Source organism: Amycolatopsis sp. A1MSW2902 (assembly GCF_017312175.1).
GTDB lineage: Bacteria > Actinomycetota > Actinomycetes > Mycobacteriales > Pseudonocardiaceae > Amycolatopsis > Amycolatopsis nivea.
The window spans coordinates 5,437,804-5,452,709 of sequence record NZ_QJPO01000001.1 but is presented as its reverse complement, the minus strand read 5'-3'; the positions used below and the strand labels follow the sequence as shown (position 1 = coordinate 5,452,709).

At 69.5% G+C, this 14,906-nt stretch carries 16 protein-coding genes; 10 read left to right on the top strand and 6 right to left on the bottom strand.

The annotated features are described in order from the left end of the window. Positions 1-289: 289 nt before the first annotated feature. Genes DMP23_RS25020 through DMP23_RS25010 form a run of 3 tightly spaced genes read right to left on the bottom strand, consistent with a single transcriptional unit; the run spans position 290 to position 4,251 of the window. Positions 290-1,093 (bottom strand): alpha/beta fold hydrolase, encoded by an 804-nt coding sequence (locus DMP23_RS25020; protein WP_337822685.1) that lies wholly within the window; start codon positions 1,091-1,093, stop codon positions 290-292. After that, on the bottom strand, positions 1,093-2,088 hold the full coding sequence (locus DMP23_RS25015; RefSeq protein ID WP_205673051.1) for an LLM class flavin-dependent oxidoreductase: 996 nt from the start codon (positions 2,086-2,088) through the stop codon (positions 1,093-1,095). The genes DMP23_RS25020 and DMP23_RS25015 overlap by 1 nt, the downstream gene beginning before the upstream one ends. Before the next feature lie 39 nt (positions 2,089-2,127). Then, entirely contained in the window at positions 2,128-4,251 is a 2,124-nt protein-coding gene (locus DMP23_RS25010) for a HelD family protein (protein ID WP_337822684.1), read from the bottom strand. A 125-nt stretch (positions 4,252-4,376) separates the two neighbouring features. Here DMP23_RS25010 and rsmD point away from each other — a divergent pair, with 125 nt between their 5' ends. The 8 genes from rsmD (at position 4,377) to mutM (ending at position 9,938) form a co-directional block, all read left to right on the top strand. Continuing rightward, positions 4,377-4,943, top strand: coding sequence for a 16S rRNA (guanine(966)-N(2))-methyltransferase RsmD (rsmD, locus tag DMP23_RS25005; RefSeq protein ID WP_199817561.1), 567 nt, complete (start codon positions 4,377-4,379; stop codon positions 4,941-4,943). 52 nt (positions 4,944-4,995) lie between these two features. Continuing rightward, on the top strand, positions 4,996-5,478 hold the full coding sequence (coaD, locus tag DMP23_RS25000; protein ID WP_037811658.1) for a pantetheine-phosphate adenylyltransferase: 483 nt from the start codon (positions 4,996-4,998) through the stop codon (positions 5,476-5,478). Between the two features lie 141 nt (positions 5,479-5,619). Further along, entirely contained in the window at positions 5,620-6,339 is a 720-nt protein-coding gene (locus tag DMP23_RS24995) for a ribonuclease domain-containing protein (RefSeq protein WP_337822683.1), read from the top strand. Between the two features lie 154 nt (positions 6,340-6,493). Continuing rightward, positions 6,494-7,219: a DivIVA domain-containing protein gene (locus DMP23_RS24990; RefSeq protein WP_037812104.1), complete on the top strand. Its 726-nt coding sequence runs from the start codon at positions 6,494-6,496 to the stop codon at positions 7,217-7,219. Positions 7,220-7,366: 147 nt separating this feature from the next. Further along, positions 7,367-7,984 (top strand): YceD family protein, encoded by a 618-nt coding sequence (locus tag DMP23_RS24985; protein ID WP_037811654.1) that lies wholly within the window; start codon positions 7,367-7,369, stop codon positions 7,982-7,984. Positions 7,985-8,058: 74 nt separating this feature from the next. Then, complete coding sequence (gene rpmF / locus DMP23_RS24980) at positions 8,059-8,241, top strand: 50S ribosomal protein L32 (protein WP_009074209.1); 183 nt, start codon at positions 8,059-8,061, stop codon at positions 8,239-8,241. A gap of 14 nt (positions 8,242-8,255) precedes the next feature. Then, on the top strand, positions 8,256-8,996 hold the full coding sequence (gene rnc / locus DMP23_RS24975) for a ribonuclease III (protein WP_182892148.1): 741 nt from the start codon (positions 8,256-8,258) through the stop codon (positions 8,994-8,996). An 81-nt stretch (positions 8,997-9,077) separates the two neighbouring features. Beyond that, positions 9,078-9,938 carry a bifunctional DNA-formamidopyrimidine glycosylase/DNA-(apurinic or apyrimidinic site) lyase gene (mutM, locus tag DMP23_RS24970; protein ID WP_037811650.1) on the top strand — a complete coding sequence of 287 codons (861 nt, stop codon included), beginning with the start codon at positions 9,078-9,080 and terminating at the stop codon, positions 9,936-9,938. Between the two features lie 166 nt (positions 9,939-10,104). On the opposite strand, the gene DMP23_RS24965 is transcribed toward mutM, so the two are convergent. Both DMP23_RS24965 and DMP23_RS24960 read right to left on the bottom strand, forming a co-directional pair. After that, positions 10,105-11,586, bottom strand: a complete 1,482-nt coding sequence (locus DMP23_RS24965) for a nitrilase-related carbon-nitrogen hydrolase (RefSeq protein ID WP_337822682.1) — start codon at positions 11,584-11,586, stop codon at positions 10,105-10,107. 138 nt (positions 11,587-11,724) lie between these two features. Further along, positions 11,725-12,306, bottom strand: coding sequence for a TetR/AcrR family transcriptional regulator (locus DMP23_RS24960; RefSeq protein ID WP_134727859.1), 582 nt, complete (start codon positions 12,304-12,306; stop codon positions 11,725-11,727). 160 nt (positions 12,307-12,466) lie between these two features. Between DMP23_RS24960 and DMP23_RS24955 the strand changes: the two genes are divergently transcribed. Together DMP23_RS24955 and DMP23_RS24950 are read left to right on the top strand one after the other, a co-directional pair. Continuing rightward, positions 12,467-12,790: a PadR family transcriptional regulator gene (locus DMP23_RS24955; protein ID WP_037811647.1), complete on the top strand. Its 324-nt coding sequence runs from the start codon at positions 12,467-12,469 to the stop codon at positions 12,788-12,790. A 45-nt stretch (positions 12,791-12,835) separates the two neighbouring features. Further along, entirely contained in the window at positions 12,836-14,056 is a 1,221-nt protein-coding gene (locus tag DMP23_RS24950; RefSeq protein WP_037811645.1) for an HAAS signaling domain-containing protein, read from the top strand. A gap of 141 nt (positions 14,057-14,197) precedes the next feature. Here the strand turns inward: DMP23_RS24950 and DMP23_RS24945 are convergent, their stop codons facing one another. Further along, positions 14,198-14,719, bottom strand: a complete 522-nt coding sequence (locus DMP23_RS24945; protein ID WP_009074217.1) for a general stress protein — start codon at positions 14,717-14,719, stop codon at positions 14,198-14,200. Between the last annotated feature and the right edge of the window lie 187 nt (positions 14,720-14,906).

Here is a 14,906-nt window from a genome sequence, read left to right as displayed (position 1 = left end):
CGCCCGACCTCCCAGCAATTTCCGGGCACGGCGGAATGCCCGCCGAACGCCCGTTCCGGTGCTGGTCCAAATGGCGGACCGGTCCGGTGCGGAAACTCCGGCGGGGTTACCGTGCGGTTTCGTTACTGGTCAGTACGCTAACGAGGGCCTTGCCCGCAGACAAGAACTTGCCCCGTCATCCGGGGTCACGGCGCAGTAACCGCCGAATTCTTGTGCGGTTGTGACAACTGCCGGGAATGCGGTTGTCAGTGCCGGAAAATAAAAACCGGTGCGGCGGTTTTCGGGGATTTCAGCGCGCGAGCCAGCGGTGCAGCGAAGCGGTCAGCGCCTCGGGTGCGTCGAGTTGGATGAGGTGTCCGGCCGAACGGACCAATTCCAGTCCGGCGCCCGGGATCGTCCCGGCGAGCCGGTGTGCGCGATCGACCGGGATCCAGGTGTCCTCGGTGCCCCACACGACGAGCGTGGGCACGCTGACGTCGCGGTAGCGCGGCTCGATTTCGTCGGTGTACCGCTGATCGGCCTGCGCGATCTGCCGGTAAAAGGCGGCCTGCCCACCTTCGCCGAGCCACGGTGCGACGAGCATCTCGTGCGCTTCGGCGGACAACGGACGATGGGCGGCGCCGGCGATGTACTCCCGCACCAGCGCCTCGTGCAGATTCGGCGGCAGTTGCGCGAACACGGCCGCGTTCTCCGCCACCAGACGGAAGAATTCCGAACCCCACGGGGCCAGCGCGACGACATCCACCAGCGCCAGCGAGCGGTAAGCCGCTCCGTGCAACAGAAACGCGCGCAGGCTGACCGCGCCGCCGTAGTCGTGCGCCACCACGTCCGGCTCATCAAGGCCCCAGTGGTCCAGCAGCGCCGCGAACGTCTCGCCTTGCGCGGCCAGCGAGACGTCCTGTCCCTCGGCCATGGTGGAACAGCCGTAGCCCGGCATGTCCCACAGGTACACGGTGAAGTCCGCCGCGAACGTCGCCGCGATCGGCTCCCACAGCTTCGACGACCACGGCGTGCCGTGACAGAACACGAGCGGCGGCCCCGAACCCTGCCGGGACCACCGCACCTGCTGGCCGCGCCAGTCGAAGACCTCCATCAGCGCTTCAGATCGGCGACGATTTCGTACGAACGCACCCGGTCCTCGTGCCCGTGCACCATCGTGGTGATCATCAGCTCGTTCGCGTCAGTGTCGGCCAGCAGCTGGTCCAGTCCCTTGCGGACGCTCTCCGGACCGCCGACGATGCTCGACCCGAACCGCTCGGCGAGGAACGCGCGGTCCATTTCGGTGTACGGGTACTCGGCGGCGTCCTCCGGCGTCGGCAGCGCGATCGGGCGGCCGCGGCGCAGGCTCAGGAAGGTCAGCCCGCTCGGTCCGGCGAGGTACTCCGCGCGCTCGTCGGTCTCGGCGGCGATCACCTGCACGCCCAGCATCACGTACGGCTCGGAAAGCACCTCGGACGGCTGGAAGTTCTCGCGGTACAGCCGCACCGCCGGAAGCGTGTTCTCCGCCGCGAAATGGTGCGCGAAGGAGAACGGCAGCCCGAGCCGTCCGGCCAGCTGCGCGCTGAAGCCGGACGAGCCGAGCAGCCACACCGGCGGCTTGTTGCCCTCGGCGGTGACCGCGTTGACGCCGCGCGCCGCGTCCGGCTCGAAGTAGCTGATCAGCTCCATCAGGTGCTCGGGGAAGTTCTCCGCGGACAGCCCGCCCGGCCCGCGCAGCGCGAGCGCGGTGCGCTGGTCGGTGCCCGGCGCGCGGCCGATGCCCAGGTCGATCCGGCCCGGGTGGAACGCCTCCAGCGTGCCGAACTGCTCGGCCACCACGAGCGGCGCGTGGTTCGGCAGCATGATCCCGCCGGACCCGACGCGGATGCTCTCGGTGGCGTCCGCGACGTGCCCGATCAGCACCGCCGTGGCCGAGCTGGCGATGCCCGGCATGTTGTGGTGCTCGGCGAGCCAGTACCGGTGATAGCCCAGCCGCTCGGCGTTGCGGGCGAGATCGAGGGTGTTGCGCAGCGCCTCGCCGACCCCCTTCCCTTCGGAAACGGGGGAGAGGTCGAGCACGGACAGCGGCACGTCAGGCAGGGAGGTCACGTACAGCCGTAACGCATGCGGCGGCGATTCCCTTCCCGCCTACGCGTGCGGCAGCCAATCCGGGTTCGAGGCGAGCACGATGAGCTGCTGGGTCGCGCGGGTGAGCGCGACGTACAGCACGCGCCGCCCGGTCGAGGACTCGGTGACCAGGTCCATCGGCTCGACCAGCACGACCGCGTCGTATTCGAGGCCCTTCGAATCGAGCGACCCGACGACCTTGAGCCGCTCGTCGGTCTGCCCGGCGAGCCAGCCTTCGACCTCTTCGACGCGGTCCATGGCGGTGATCACCCCGACGGTGCCCTCGACCGCGCCGAGCAGTTCCTTCGCCGCGGTCTGCGTCGCCGTCGCCAGCGCCGCCTGGTCGACCGGCCGGACTTCCGGCTCGATTCCGGTGGTGCGCACGGCCTTGGGCAGTTCGTCGGCCTGCGCGTGGCCCGCCACGACCTTCGCCGCCAGGTCGAAGATCTCCGCCGAGTTCCGGTAGTTCGTGCGGAGCATGAAGCGCCGCCGCGTGGTCTTCACGCCGAACGCCTGGTCGCGCGCCTGCGCCGCCTCGTCCGGATCCGGCCACGAACTCTGCACCGGGTCGCCCACGACGGTCCAGCTCGCGTACTTGCCGCGACGGCCGATCATCCGCCACTGCATCGGCGAAAGGTCCTGCGATTCGTCGACGACCACGTGCGAGTACTCGTCGTAGTGCTCCGGACGGTGCGGCGCGCCGCCGGAACTGCCGCGCTCCGGGGCCACCTCGACGACGGTCTGGCGACGGCGGCGCTTCGGCTCCGGACCGACCAGCACGCGCAGCTCGTCCAGCAACGCGACGTCGGCGACCGACCAGCCGCGCGAACGGTCCGCGAAATCGGCCGACAGCAGGCTGATCTCGGTGCGGTTCAGGATGCCCTTCGACGCGGCGGCCATCCGCTTCTCGTTGCCCAGCCACTTGAGCACCTGCGCCGGGTACAGCACCGGCCACCACACCACCAGGAACCGGTGGAAGTCGATGCGCTCGCCGAGATCGTTGATCAGCTCCGCGCGGTCGATCTCCTTGCCGTCCGCCTTCGCGTACTCCTCGGCCTTGTCCGCCAACGCGGCCAGCAACAGCTCTGCCACGCGTACGCGCGACCGGTTCGGCGGCGCGCCCTGCGTGTGCGCCTTGCGCCGTACCTTCTCCAACTCGCGCGCGGTGAGCTTCAGTACTTCGCCGCGATAGACGATCTTCAACTCCGTCGGCGCTTCGGGCGGGGTGTCGCGCAACGCGCGCAGAAGCACCTTTCGCATGCGAAGCGAACCCTTGATCGCGGCCAGCGCGGCCGTGTCCTGCCGCGTCGCTTCGAGACCGTCGAGGACTTCGCCGAGCGCGCGCAGCTCTACGTTCGTTTCGCCCATCGACGGCAACACGCGCGAGATGTACGTGGTGAAGACGCCCGAAGGACCGATCACGAGCACGCCCGCGCCGCCGAGCTGACGGCGGTGCCGGTACAGCAGGTACGCGGCACGGTGCAGCGCGACGGCCGTCTTGCCGGTGCCCGGACCGCCGGTGATCTCGGTGACACCGCGCCACGGCGCCCGGATGACGTCGTCCTGTTCCTTCTGGATCGTCGCCACGATGTCGCGCATCTTCTCGCCGCGCGAGCGGCCGAGCGCGGCCATCAGCGCGCCCTCGCCGACGATCTGCATGTCCTCGGGGACGGCGTCGGCGATCAGCACGTCGTCGTCCACGTCCAGCACCGTCTGCCCGGAGCAGCGGATCACCCGGCGGCGCACGACGTCCATCGGCTCTTCGGCGGTGGCCTGGTAGAACGCGGCGGCGGCGGGCGCGCGCCAGTCGGTCACCAGGTTGTCGAACTCGGTGTCGCGGATCCCGAGGCGGCCCACGTAGATGTGCTCGCGGTCGAGGTGGTCGAGCCTGCCGAAGACCAGTCCCTCGTACTCGGCGTCGAGCGTCTGCAGGGTCTGGTTCGCGTGGTAGACCATCATGTCGCGCTCGAACAGCATCGACGCCTGCTCGAAGATCGCTTCGCGCTGTGCGCCCTGGCCCAGCTCGTAGCCCTTGGCCCGCATCGCCTCGGCCTGGGTCCGCAGCTCGGCGAGCCGCGTGTAAACCCGGTCGACGTGTGCCTGCTCGACGGCGATCTCAGCCCGTCTCACCCGGGGTTCCGACACGCAACGCTCCCTTGAACTCCATCAACGCGCCTCTGAAGGGCGAAGGACGACTCTACGCGCCCGCGCGCGCGGGTTCGGCAAGTCCTGCCCAACGCCACATCGCGACCTTGGGCGAAGATGGCCGGGTGACGAGGATCGTGGCGGGGAAGGCGGGCGGACGGCGGCTGAAGGTGCCGCCCAAAGGCACCCGCCCGACGTCGGAGCGGGTGCGGGAAGCACTGTTCAACGCCCTCGAAGTGGCCGGCGAGCTGGACGGAGCCCGCGTGCTCGACCTCTACGCCGGCTCGGGCGCGCTCGGTCTCGAAGCGCTTTCGCGCGGTGCCGCGGACGCGTGGTTCGTGGAAGCCGACCGCCGGGCCGCGGACGTGCTTCGCGGCAACGTCGCCGAGTTGCGGCTGGGCGGCACGGTGCGAGCCGGGCAAGTGGAGACAGTGGTCGCCGCGCCTGCGACGGTGCAGTTCGACGTGGTGCTGGCAGATCCGCCGTACGCGGTCGACGCTGCTTCGCTCGGCACAGTTCTCGCTTCGCTACACAGCGGCGGCTGGCTCACCGAAGGCGCGTTGGCAGTAATCGAACGCGCAGCGCGCGACGGTGCTCCGGACTGGCCGTCGACCTTCAAGCCGCTTCGCGACAAGCGCTACGGCGACACGGCGCTGTACTGGGCTGAGTACGACAGCTCATCTGAGGTGTGACGCAGTCGTCACGAGAGCGCGCGCGACGGCGGGGCTTGATAGCGTCCGCGCCATGCGGCGTGCGGTCTGTCCCGGCTCTTACGATCCGGCCACCAACGGACATCTCGACATCATCGAGCGGGCTTCGGCGCTCTTCGACGAGGTTGTCGTCGCCGTGGGGGTGAACAAGAGCAAGAAGGGCCTCTTCAGCGTCGAGGAACGCATGGAGATCCTGCGCGAGATCACCGCGAAACTGCCGAACGTGCGCGTCGATTCGTGGCAGGGCCTGCTCGTGGACTACTGCCGCGAGAACGACATCGCCGCGGTCGCGAAGGGCCTGCGCTCGGTCAGCGACTTCGACTACGAGCTGCAGATGGCCCAGATGAACCGCGAGCTCACCGGCCTCGAAACGCTGCTGATGGCCAACAACCCGGCGTACGGCTTCGTGTCCAGCTCGCTGGTGAAGGAGATCGCGGCGCTCGGCGGCGACATCGAGAACCTGGTGCCGCCGGTGGTCTACGAACGCCTCGTCGCGGTCTACGCCAAGCGGGACTGAGCACCGCGTCCGGCCGGAAGGCCAGTCCAGCGGCCGATTTAGCCTGAACGGATTACTGCCTTCGTCGGGACTTCGGCCGCGGCCCGAAGCTGTTCACCTCGCGTCATTCTGCAGACCACCCGTCCGGGTTACCGTCCGAAAATGACCAACAACCGCAGCCGCATAGTCGGTGTCCTTTTCGCACTGCTGGTCGGTTTCCTGGGGTTCGGCACGGCCGCGGAGGCCGTCCCGCTGTCCCCGGCGGCTCCGGCGTCCGTGCAGCCGAAGCAGAACTCCTGCGGGGATCTGTCCGGCTTCACGCACGTCAAGCTGTCGGCGCTGCCCGCGCAGGCGACTGACACCTACAAGCTCATCCAGACGAACGGGCCGTTCCCGTACCCGAAGAACGACGGCGTCGTCTTCACCAACCGCGAGGGGATCCTGCCCTCCTGCGCGTCGAGCTACTACCACGAGTACACCGTGCCCACGCCCGGTTCGAGCAACCGCGGCACCCGCCGGATCGTGACCGGCCAGGGCGGCGAGTACTTCTACACCGGCGACCACTACGAGTCCTTCCAGGTCATCGACATCGACGGCGGCAGCACCCCGACGAAGTGCGGCGACCTGTCGAAGCTGAGCCCGGTCGGCTACTCGACGCTGTCCGCCGACGCCAAGAAGGTCGTCGACGGCGTCCGCGAGGGCACCCTCAACGACGGCACGACCTACGAGAACCGCGAGGGCGTCCTGCCCGCGTGCGACGCCGGCTACTACACGCTGTACGACGTCGGCTCGGAAGACCGCGTGATCTCCGGCGAGGGCGGCGAGCTCGTCTACACGCCGGACCACTACGCCACCTTCAAGAAGATCGATCTCAACGGCTGACGCTGGTGCGGGAGGGGCGGTCTCACCGACGAGTGAGGCCGCCCCTTCCCGTGCGCACCAGGACACGCCCGGTCGGGTGCTCGTTCACCGGTTCAGGCTGCGAAGCGGGCAGACTGGAAGCCAGTGATCGGGGAAACTGCTTGAGGGAGTGGCCGTGTACCGGGTTTTCGAGGCACTCGACGAGCTCGTCACGATCGTCGAAGAGGCCCGTGGGGTTCCCATGACGTCCAGCTGCGTGGTGCCCCGCGGCGACGTCCTCGAGCTGCTCGACGACGTCCGCGACGCGCTTCCCGGCGAAGTGGACGACGCGCAGGACGTGCTCGACAAGCGCGACGACCTGCTGCTTGCCGCGCGCAAAGAGGCGGGGGAGACCGTCTCGAGCGCGAACGAGGAAGCCGAGCGGACGGTGTCGGACGCCACGTCCGAGGCCGAGCGCATCCTCGCCGACGCGCGCGCCCGCGCCGAGCAGATGCTGGGCGACGCGCACAACGAGGCCGAGCGCATGGTCGCGGGCGGGCAGGCCGAGTACCAGAACCTCACCGAACGGTCCCGCGCCGAATCCGAGCGGATGATCCAGGCCGGCCGCGACGCCTACGACCGCGCGATCGAGGACGCCCGCGCCGAACAGGCCCGGCTCGTCTCGCAGACCGAGGTCGTGCAGGCCGCGCACGCCGAGTCCGCGCGGATCGTCGACGAGGCGCACGCCGAAGCCGACCGTCAGCGTGCCGACTGTGACGCGTACGTGGACGGCAAGCTGGCCGAGTTCTCCGAGCTGCTGGCGACCACGCTGCGCACCGTCGACTCGGGCCGCAACCACCTGCGCTCGCCCTCGACCGGCCACGGCGGCGGTCGCTCGACGCTGTACGACTACCAGGTCTGACTCGCGGCGGCGCTTGGCGCGACCGGCTGAATGCGCGCCCGGCGGGGTGAGCCTTGCAGGTGCGGATGCCGGTCGGAACCGGCTTCACCGCGCACTAGCCCCGGCCAGCTCTAACGAGGTTGCGGGCGCTGCGTACGCTGGTAGGCGATGTCCGAAAACCCTGCCCAGAACCCCCGCCCCGCGCAGCTCGACGACCGCAGCCCGTGGGTGGTCGACACCCGTGAGCTCGGCCGCCGCGCGGGACTCAGCCGGGAGTTGCGCCGCAGCGCGCCCGTGCCGACCTCGCTCGGCGTCCCCGGCGTGCTCGAAATCCGCGAAGGCGAGCCGGTCGAGCTCGACCTGATGCTCGAATCCGTCGTCGAGGGCGTCCTCGTCACCGGCACCGCCTCGGCGGTCGCCACCGGCGAGTGCTCGCGCTGCCTCGACCCGGTCACCGAGGACGTCGAAGTCGACCTCACCGAGCTGTTCGCCTACCCGGGCTCGGCCACCGAGGAGACCACCGACGAGGACGAGATCCCCCGCCTGGTCGACGACCGGATCGACCTCGAGCCGACCGTCCGCGACGCCGTGGTGCTGGCGCTTCCGCTCGCCCCGCTGTGCCGCGAGGACTGCCCGGGACTGTGCATCGAATGCGGCGTCAAGTGGGCCGATCTCGAGCCCGGACACGGGCATGAGAAGATAGATCCTCGGTGGGCCGCGCTGGTCGAGCGATTCGACGAGAACGCGGGCGAAAAGCCTGCGCACGGCTCCGGAGAGCAAGCCTGACGAGCGTCCAGCTCGATCCGGGAGAAGTAAGTTCGCTCGCATCCGCGAGCAGACCGTTTGAAGGAGATCTACTCGTGGCCGTCCCGAAGCGGAAGATGTCGCGATCCAACACGCGCTCCCGCCGCAGCCAGTGGAAGGCGGCTCCGGTTCAGCTGGTGCCCTGCTCCAACCGCGCCTGCCGCCAGCCGAAAATCCAGCACGTCGCTTGCCCGGCTTGCGGCCAGCACAACGGCCGCCAGGTCGTCGAGCCCGCCTGAGCGGGCAGCCGACCATGGGGGGTAAGCCCGTCGGAGGACCCGCGGCCGATCCCGCATCGTTGCTCGAGGCGCTCGGGGTCGTTCTCGACCCCGAGCTGCTCCGTCTTTCGCTCACGCACCGCTCGTACGCGTACGAGCACGGCGGCCTGCCGCCGAACGAGCGACTGGAGTTCCTCGGAGACGCGGTGCTCGGCCTCGTCGTCACCGACCACCTCTACACCACCCACCCCGACCTGCCCGAGGGCCAGCTCGCGAAGCTGCGCGCCAGCGTCGTCAACATGCACGCGCTGGCCGGCGTCGCGCGCGGGCTCGGCGAGGGCGGGCTCGGGGCGCATCTGCTGCTGGGCAAGGGCGAAGAGCTCACCGGCGGCCGGGACAAGGCGAGCATCCTCGCCGACGGTCTCGAAGCCGTCATCGGCGCCACGTACCTCGCGCACGGCATCGAGGTCGCGCGCAAGCTCGTGCACCACCTCTTCGACGGGTTGCTGGCCGAGGCTCCGCTGCGCGGGGCAGGCCTCGACTGGAAGACCAGCCTGCAGGAGCTGACCGCCTCCGGGGGACTCGGCGTGCCCGAGTACCGCGTCGAGGACAGCGGTCCCGACCACCGCAAGGAATTCACCGCCACCGTGCTGGTGGCGGGCCGTGCGCTGGGCGAAGGCAACGGCACCACGAAGAAGGAAGCCGAGCAGAAGGCCGCGGAGACCGCCTGGCGGGCCCTGTCGGAGGAACTCGGCACGGGCGACGACGCGAGCTGACGCGTCGCACTCTTCCCGGGGCCGGTCGACCTAGGTCGACCGGCCCCGTTTTTTGTCGGTGGCTCCGGGCAGAATGAGCGCATGCCCGAACTACCCGAGGTCGAGACCGTCCGCGCCGGTCTCGAAGCGCACGTCGCCGGCCGCACCGTCCGGGCCGTCGAGGTGCTGCACGACCGCGCCATCCGGCGGCACGCCCAGGGAGCCGCCGACTTCACCGGACGGCTCGCCGGAGTCACGATCGAAGCTGCCCGGCGGCGCGGCAAATACCTGTGGCTGGAACTGTCCGACGGCGAGGCGGTGCTGGCGCATCTCGGCATGAGCGGCCAGATGCTGGTGCAGCCCGAGGACGCGCCGGACGAGAAACACCTGCGCGTCCGGGTCCGGTTCGCCGACGACGGACCGGAACTGCGGTTCGTCGACCAGCGCACGTTCGGCGGACTGGCCCTGGATGAACTGGTCGAGGTCGACGGCGACAGCCTGCCCGGCACGATCGCGCACATCGCCCGGGACCCGATGGACCCGAAATTCGATCCGGAGGCGGCGGTGCGCGCGCTGCGCTCGCGGCGGACCGAGGTGAAGCGTGCGCTGCTGGACCAGACGTTGGTGTCCGGGGTGGGCAACATCTATGCCGACGAGGCGTTGTGGCGGGCCAAGCTGCATTGGTCCCGGCCGACCGAGAAACTCACTGCCGCGCAAGGGCGAACGCTGTTGTCCGCGGCCAGCGACGTGATGTCGGCGGCGTTGCTTGTGGGCGGGACGTCGTTTGACGCACTTTATGTGAATGTGAACGGACAGTCTGGGTACTTCGAGCGCTCGCTCGATGCGTACGGCCAGGAAGGGATGCCGTGCCGTCGATGCGGGTCGCCGATCCGGAGGGAGCCGTTCATGAACCGGTCGTCGTTCTCGTGCCCGCGGTGTCAGCGGCGGGCACGGGCCGCTTAGTCGCGCGGAGGCGGGTGAAGGCCAAGTCAGCAAGGGTTGTCGCGTGTGTGAGCCATGCGAACCGGTCGCCGAAGCGGGTGTGGAGTGTCTGGCCGGGATCGGCGGGAACGTCGGTGGCCGCCAGTGCGGGTTTCGCCGAGGACGCGGGTGTAGTTGGCGGACTGCGTCAGGCTGCCGTTCGCGTCGCGGTGTCGGCGGCGGGCGCGGGCCGCTTAGCAGCGCGGAGTCGGGTGAAGGCCAAGCCAGCAACGGTCATCGCCAGCGCGAGCCAAGCGAACCAGTCGCCGAAGCGGGTGTAGAAGGTCTGGCCAGGACCCGCCGGGACGTCGGTGGTGACTGACGTGAACGGGGCTAGGCCGCCGGTGCGGGCTTCGCCGAGGACGCGGCCGTAGCCGTCGGACAGCATCAGGCTGCCGTTCGCGTCGGAGAGGGCTATCGACTGTCCACTTTCGACACCTCGGAGCAGCGCGTTGCGGGTGTGCTGCCAGCCGCCCTCGTCGTTGGTGCCCGGTGGGACCGCCAGTTCCGCGGGGACGGCGAGGATCCTCGAACCGGCGGCGGCGTAGTCGCGGCTGGGGGAGGGGAACGTCGTGTCGCCGCAGATCACCAAGCCGGTCGGGACCTTCGCGCCGGGGACGAACACCAGGTCCCGGCCGGGCGGGCTCACCAGGTCGTGGTGCTTCAGGTAGCGAGCGGGCGCCGAGCCGTCGGCGGGGAAGGCCAGTGCGTAGTCGTAGTTGTGCCTGCCGGGGCGGTCGTAGTACTCGAAGCCGACCACGATCGCCGCACCACGGGCCTTCGCCGCGCGTCGCATCGGATCTACCAGTGCGGCGGGCCATTCTTCTTCGGCGCTGAAAGCGGCTTCCGGCAAGACAACGAGTTGCACGCCGTCGGGCATGGCGGAGATCTGGTCGATGTACTCCTGCACCAGAGCGCGGCCGCGAGCGGTGCCGAGTTCAGGACCCCAGTGGTAGCCGGCGTTTTGCGTGATCGCGGCCATCCGCACCGTCGGGCCGCCCGTGCCGGAAAGTCGTAGGGCACCGCCGCCGAGGGACAGTGCCACGATGACTGCGGCGACAACACCGGTGCGCAGCCGGGAAGCGCCGGGTGCGCACATCGCGGCGACCGCACAGGCGGGCAGCAGCACCAAAAACTCGACGCCCCACATTCCGGCCCACGACGCGGTTTGCAGTACGAGCGGCGCGTCGCCTTGGTCGTTGGCGAGGGAACCCATCATTCCCATCGGGTTCAAGGTCGCGATCAGGTACAGGAGGGCGGTCCACGCCGCGGGGGCGGCCAGGCTGGCCAGCAGCGCCCGGCGGCGGCGCGCCAAGGCCCAGAAAAGCCAGACCGCGAACGTGAACACCAGCGACATCCCGACATCGATGGCGGCGCCGAACGGCCACAGCGGTTCGTCGCCGGAATGTGCTTGGTAGGCCCACATATTCGCGGTGCCGAGCAGGAAAGCGCCGAACGCGGTGCCCGCGGCGGTCCATCCGCCGACGCGGGTTGCCAGCAGCAGCACCGGAAACGGCGCGAGCCACGTCAACGCGGCGATCGGCGCGAGGCCGGTGCCGAAGTAGAAGAGTGCCGCCGAAGACAGGAGCGCGGCTGGGATTTGCCAGCGGGCATGAGGTTTTGAGGTCATCGGAGGCCCTTCGGGGGCTCCGATGGCCGAGGTTGCGCGGCCTGGATCTCTCGGCGGGCGTGAGGTTTTGAGGTCATCGGAGATCCTTCGGGGGGCTCCGTTGGCATAGGGTGCGCGGCCTGGATCTCTCGGCGGGCATTACGTTCTGAGGCCATCGAAAATCCTCCGGGAAGTACGCCGGCACAGTGCGCGGAACTCGGGTTCCGCCACCCCCATCCGGCCGGCGAGATAGTGCAGCACCATGCCTTGCGTCTGCGTGCTCACGGTCAGCGCGGCTTCGAGCGGATCGTCCTCGCGCAGGACGCCGTCGCGCATGCCTTCTTCGATCAAGCGCACCAGCGCGGTGAACGGCGGCGAGCCGGGCTCGCGGAAACCGTCCGGGTACAGCCGGGCTTGGGCGCCGTCGTCGGTCATCAGGAAGCGGTACAGGTGCGGCTGGCCGAGTGCGAAATCCAGGAACCGGGCCAGCAGCGCGTCGAAGCGGTCGAACCAGTCGCCGTCCGGGGCCGGGTCTTTCCATGCCGCGCCCAGTTCGCGGCCGGTGGCGTCGGCGACCGCGCGCAGCAGGACCTCTCGGTTCTCGTAATGCCGGTAGATCGCCATCGCGGTGACTCCGGCGGCTTCGGCGACCCGGCGCATGCTGACCGCCGCCGCGCCCTCGGCGGCGATGATCTCGCGCGCCGCCGACGCGAGCCGTTCGGCTGTCGGGATCTCGACCATGTCTACACTGTAGACCAGGAGGTCTACGCTGTATACCTGGCCGTTTGTCTCCCGCTGACCTGGCCGGATGGGCAGCGATACCGCCGGATGGCCGCTCGCTGCGCACACTACTGCGCTATGCGTGGTACCTTCTCTCGCGTAACACCGGGGAAGGAACGCCGTGGAGATCAGTCAGCTGCTCAAGGGAGTGCTGGACCTGGCGGTCCTCGCGGTGCTGCGCGACGACGACGGGTACGGCTACGACGTGCTCCGAAGACTTCGCGTCGCCGGCCTGGACGAGGTCGGGGACGCATCGGTGTACGGCACGCTGCGGCGGCTGTACAAGGCGGGGTTGCTGACGTCCTATGTGGTTCCGAGCGAAGAAGGCCCGCACCGCAAGTACTACAGCTTGAACGACCGGGGCCGGGCGCGGCTCGCCGAATCGGCGCGCACGTGGCGCAGCTTCGCGTCCACTATGGACAGTTTGGTGAAAGAGCGGGCCTGACCGCGCGGACAGGCGGAACGCGGCACGAATCGGGGAGAGGCAGCAATGAGCACGGACAAGCCGACGGCCGCGCGGGCGTACCTGTCGAGGGTGCGCACCGCGCTCGCGGATCTGCCCGCGAACGAGATCGAGGAACTGCTCGAGGACGTCCGGCCGCAGCTGGCCGAGATGGAGACGGAACTCGGGGCGGCGGCGAAGGTCGAGGACCTCGTCGCGCGGCTCGGCACCCCGGAGAGCTACGCGGCCGAGCTGCGGGCGTCCGGCGGCTACCCGCCCGCCCCGGCGGCTCCGGAAGCGGCGACCGAGGTGCTCCCGGCGGCGAAGCCGGGCCGGGTCGGACCGCGGCTTGCCCTGTGGGGCTTGCTGTTCAGTGCGGCGGGGACGGCGCTGGTGGCGTTCTCCGCCGCGGTGCGTTTCGACGCCGAGGTGCTGATCGGGATGCTCGTGCTCGCCCCCGTCTTCGCGGTGAGCGTGGCTTTCCTGCTGCTCCGCGGGGTCGACGCGATGCGGGAGCTGCCGGAGGTGGTCCGCGCCAAGGCGATGGTGAAGTCGATGCGGGAGGACCGGTCGGCCGACCGCGCGCTCACGTATCTCAACTCGCTGAAGCCGGCGTGGTGGGTGGTCTGCGGGTTCGCGCTGCTGGCGTTCGGGCTGCTGCTGATGGTCCGGAACCTGCACGCGATCCTGCTGCTGCCGGTGCTGCTGGTCGGCGCGGGCCTGGTGATGTGGGCGGGCCCGCGCACCAAGGCCGACGGGCGGATGCTGTGGATCGCGGTTCCGGTGTCGGCGTTCGTGGTGGGCAGCGCGTTCGGCGGCCTCGGCGCGGCGGTCAACCTCGTCCGCGACCGCTCGTACTCGTCGAACTCCACCCCGATCTACACCTCGTCGATGTACCAGGACTCCCACGGCAACGACTCGCTGCGCTACGGCCAGCACGAACTGACCAACCTGTACGTCTTCGACGCGAACGGCAAACCGCTCGAGAACGTCTACCTGTACGACGACCGGGGCCGCCCGCTCACCATCACGCGCTACGGCTGCGAGAAGGACACCGGCACGAGCCAGATGACCGGCCAGGACAACCAGTTCCCGCGCCCGAAGGTCGTCGAGGGAGTGCAGGACGACCACGGGAACGTCAACGGCTACAACGGTTATCGCGGATACTGCCGGGAGGACGCGGGGGTGCCGTTCGCGGCGGTGATTCCGAAGGCCCCGACGCCGGTTCCGCCGACTGCTCCGACGAAGGCCGCTCCGCCGACGCGGTAAGCGCGCCCTCGTGAGCGTTGATTCCGGTGAGAACCGGCTTCGGCACTCACGAGACCCCGCCTCCCGGAAAAGCCCCGGAACGCGAAACCGGGCGCCCAGGCCGCGAACGGCCGGGGCGCCCGGGAGGCGAGTCGCCGGAACTCAGTGGTTGAACGCGGAGCGCGCGGCCAGGTCCGCCAGCAGCTGGCGGCCCTTCTCGGCGTTGCGCGGCTGCGACAGCACGTCGTAGCGCTGGGCGACCAGCTGGCTTTGCGAGATGAACCCGCGCTTGTTGCGGTTCGCCGCGTAGCCCAGTGCGCCGAAGGCCACGTTGAACACGACACCCGCGGCGAGGCCGAGCACGATCGACAGCAGTCCGGCGGCCGGGTTGAGCATGCTCAGCACCAGGCCCAGGAACAGGCCGAACACCGCGCCGGACATGGCCGCGCTGCTGAGCATCCGGCTCCAGCTCATCTTGCCCGCGATGCGCTCCACCAGCATCGGCTGGACCCCGACGATCGTGACGTCGGTGACCGGGAAATCAGCGTGCGCGAGGTGGTCGACGGCCTGCTGGGCCTGTTCGTAGGACTCGTACGACCCGATCGGCCACCCGGTGGGCAGCGTCGGGAGCTGCGGCCGCGCCTGCTGCTGGCTGAACGTGGTCTGCGTGAATGCTTCAGTCATCCCTCTCACCTCTCTTGCCCGGTCCAACGCACGAGGCGGCGGATTTGGTCCCGGACGCACCCGATTCACAGTATCTTCTCAGCCGGGCAACCCGGACATAGCAGGCGCCGCGCGGGGGAGGCTGGTCGAGCGCGTGTTTAAAGGTATGAGAAAATACCTTTCAGTGGATTGACCGAGGCCCGACGGC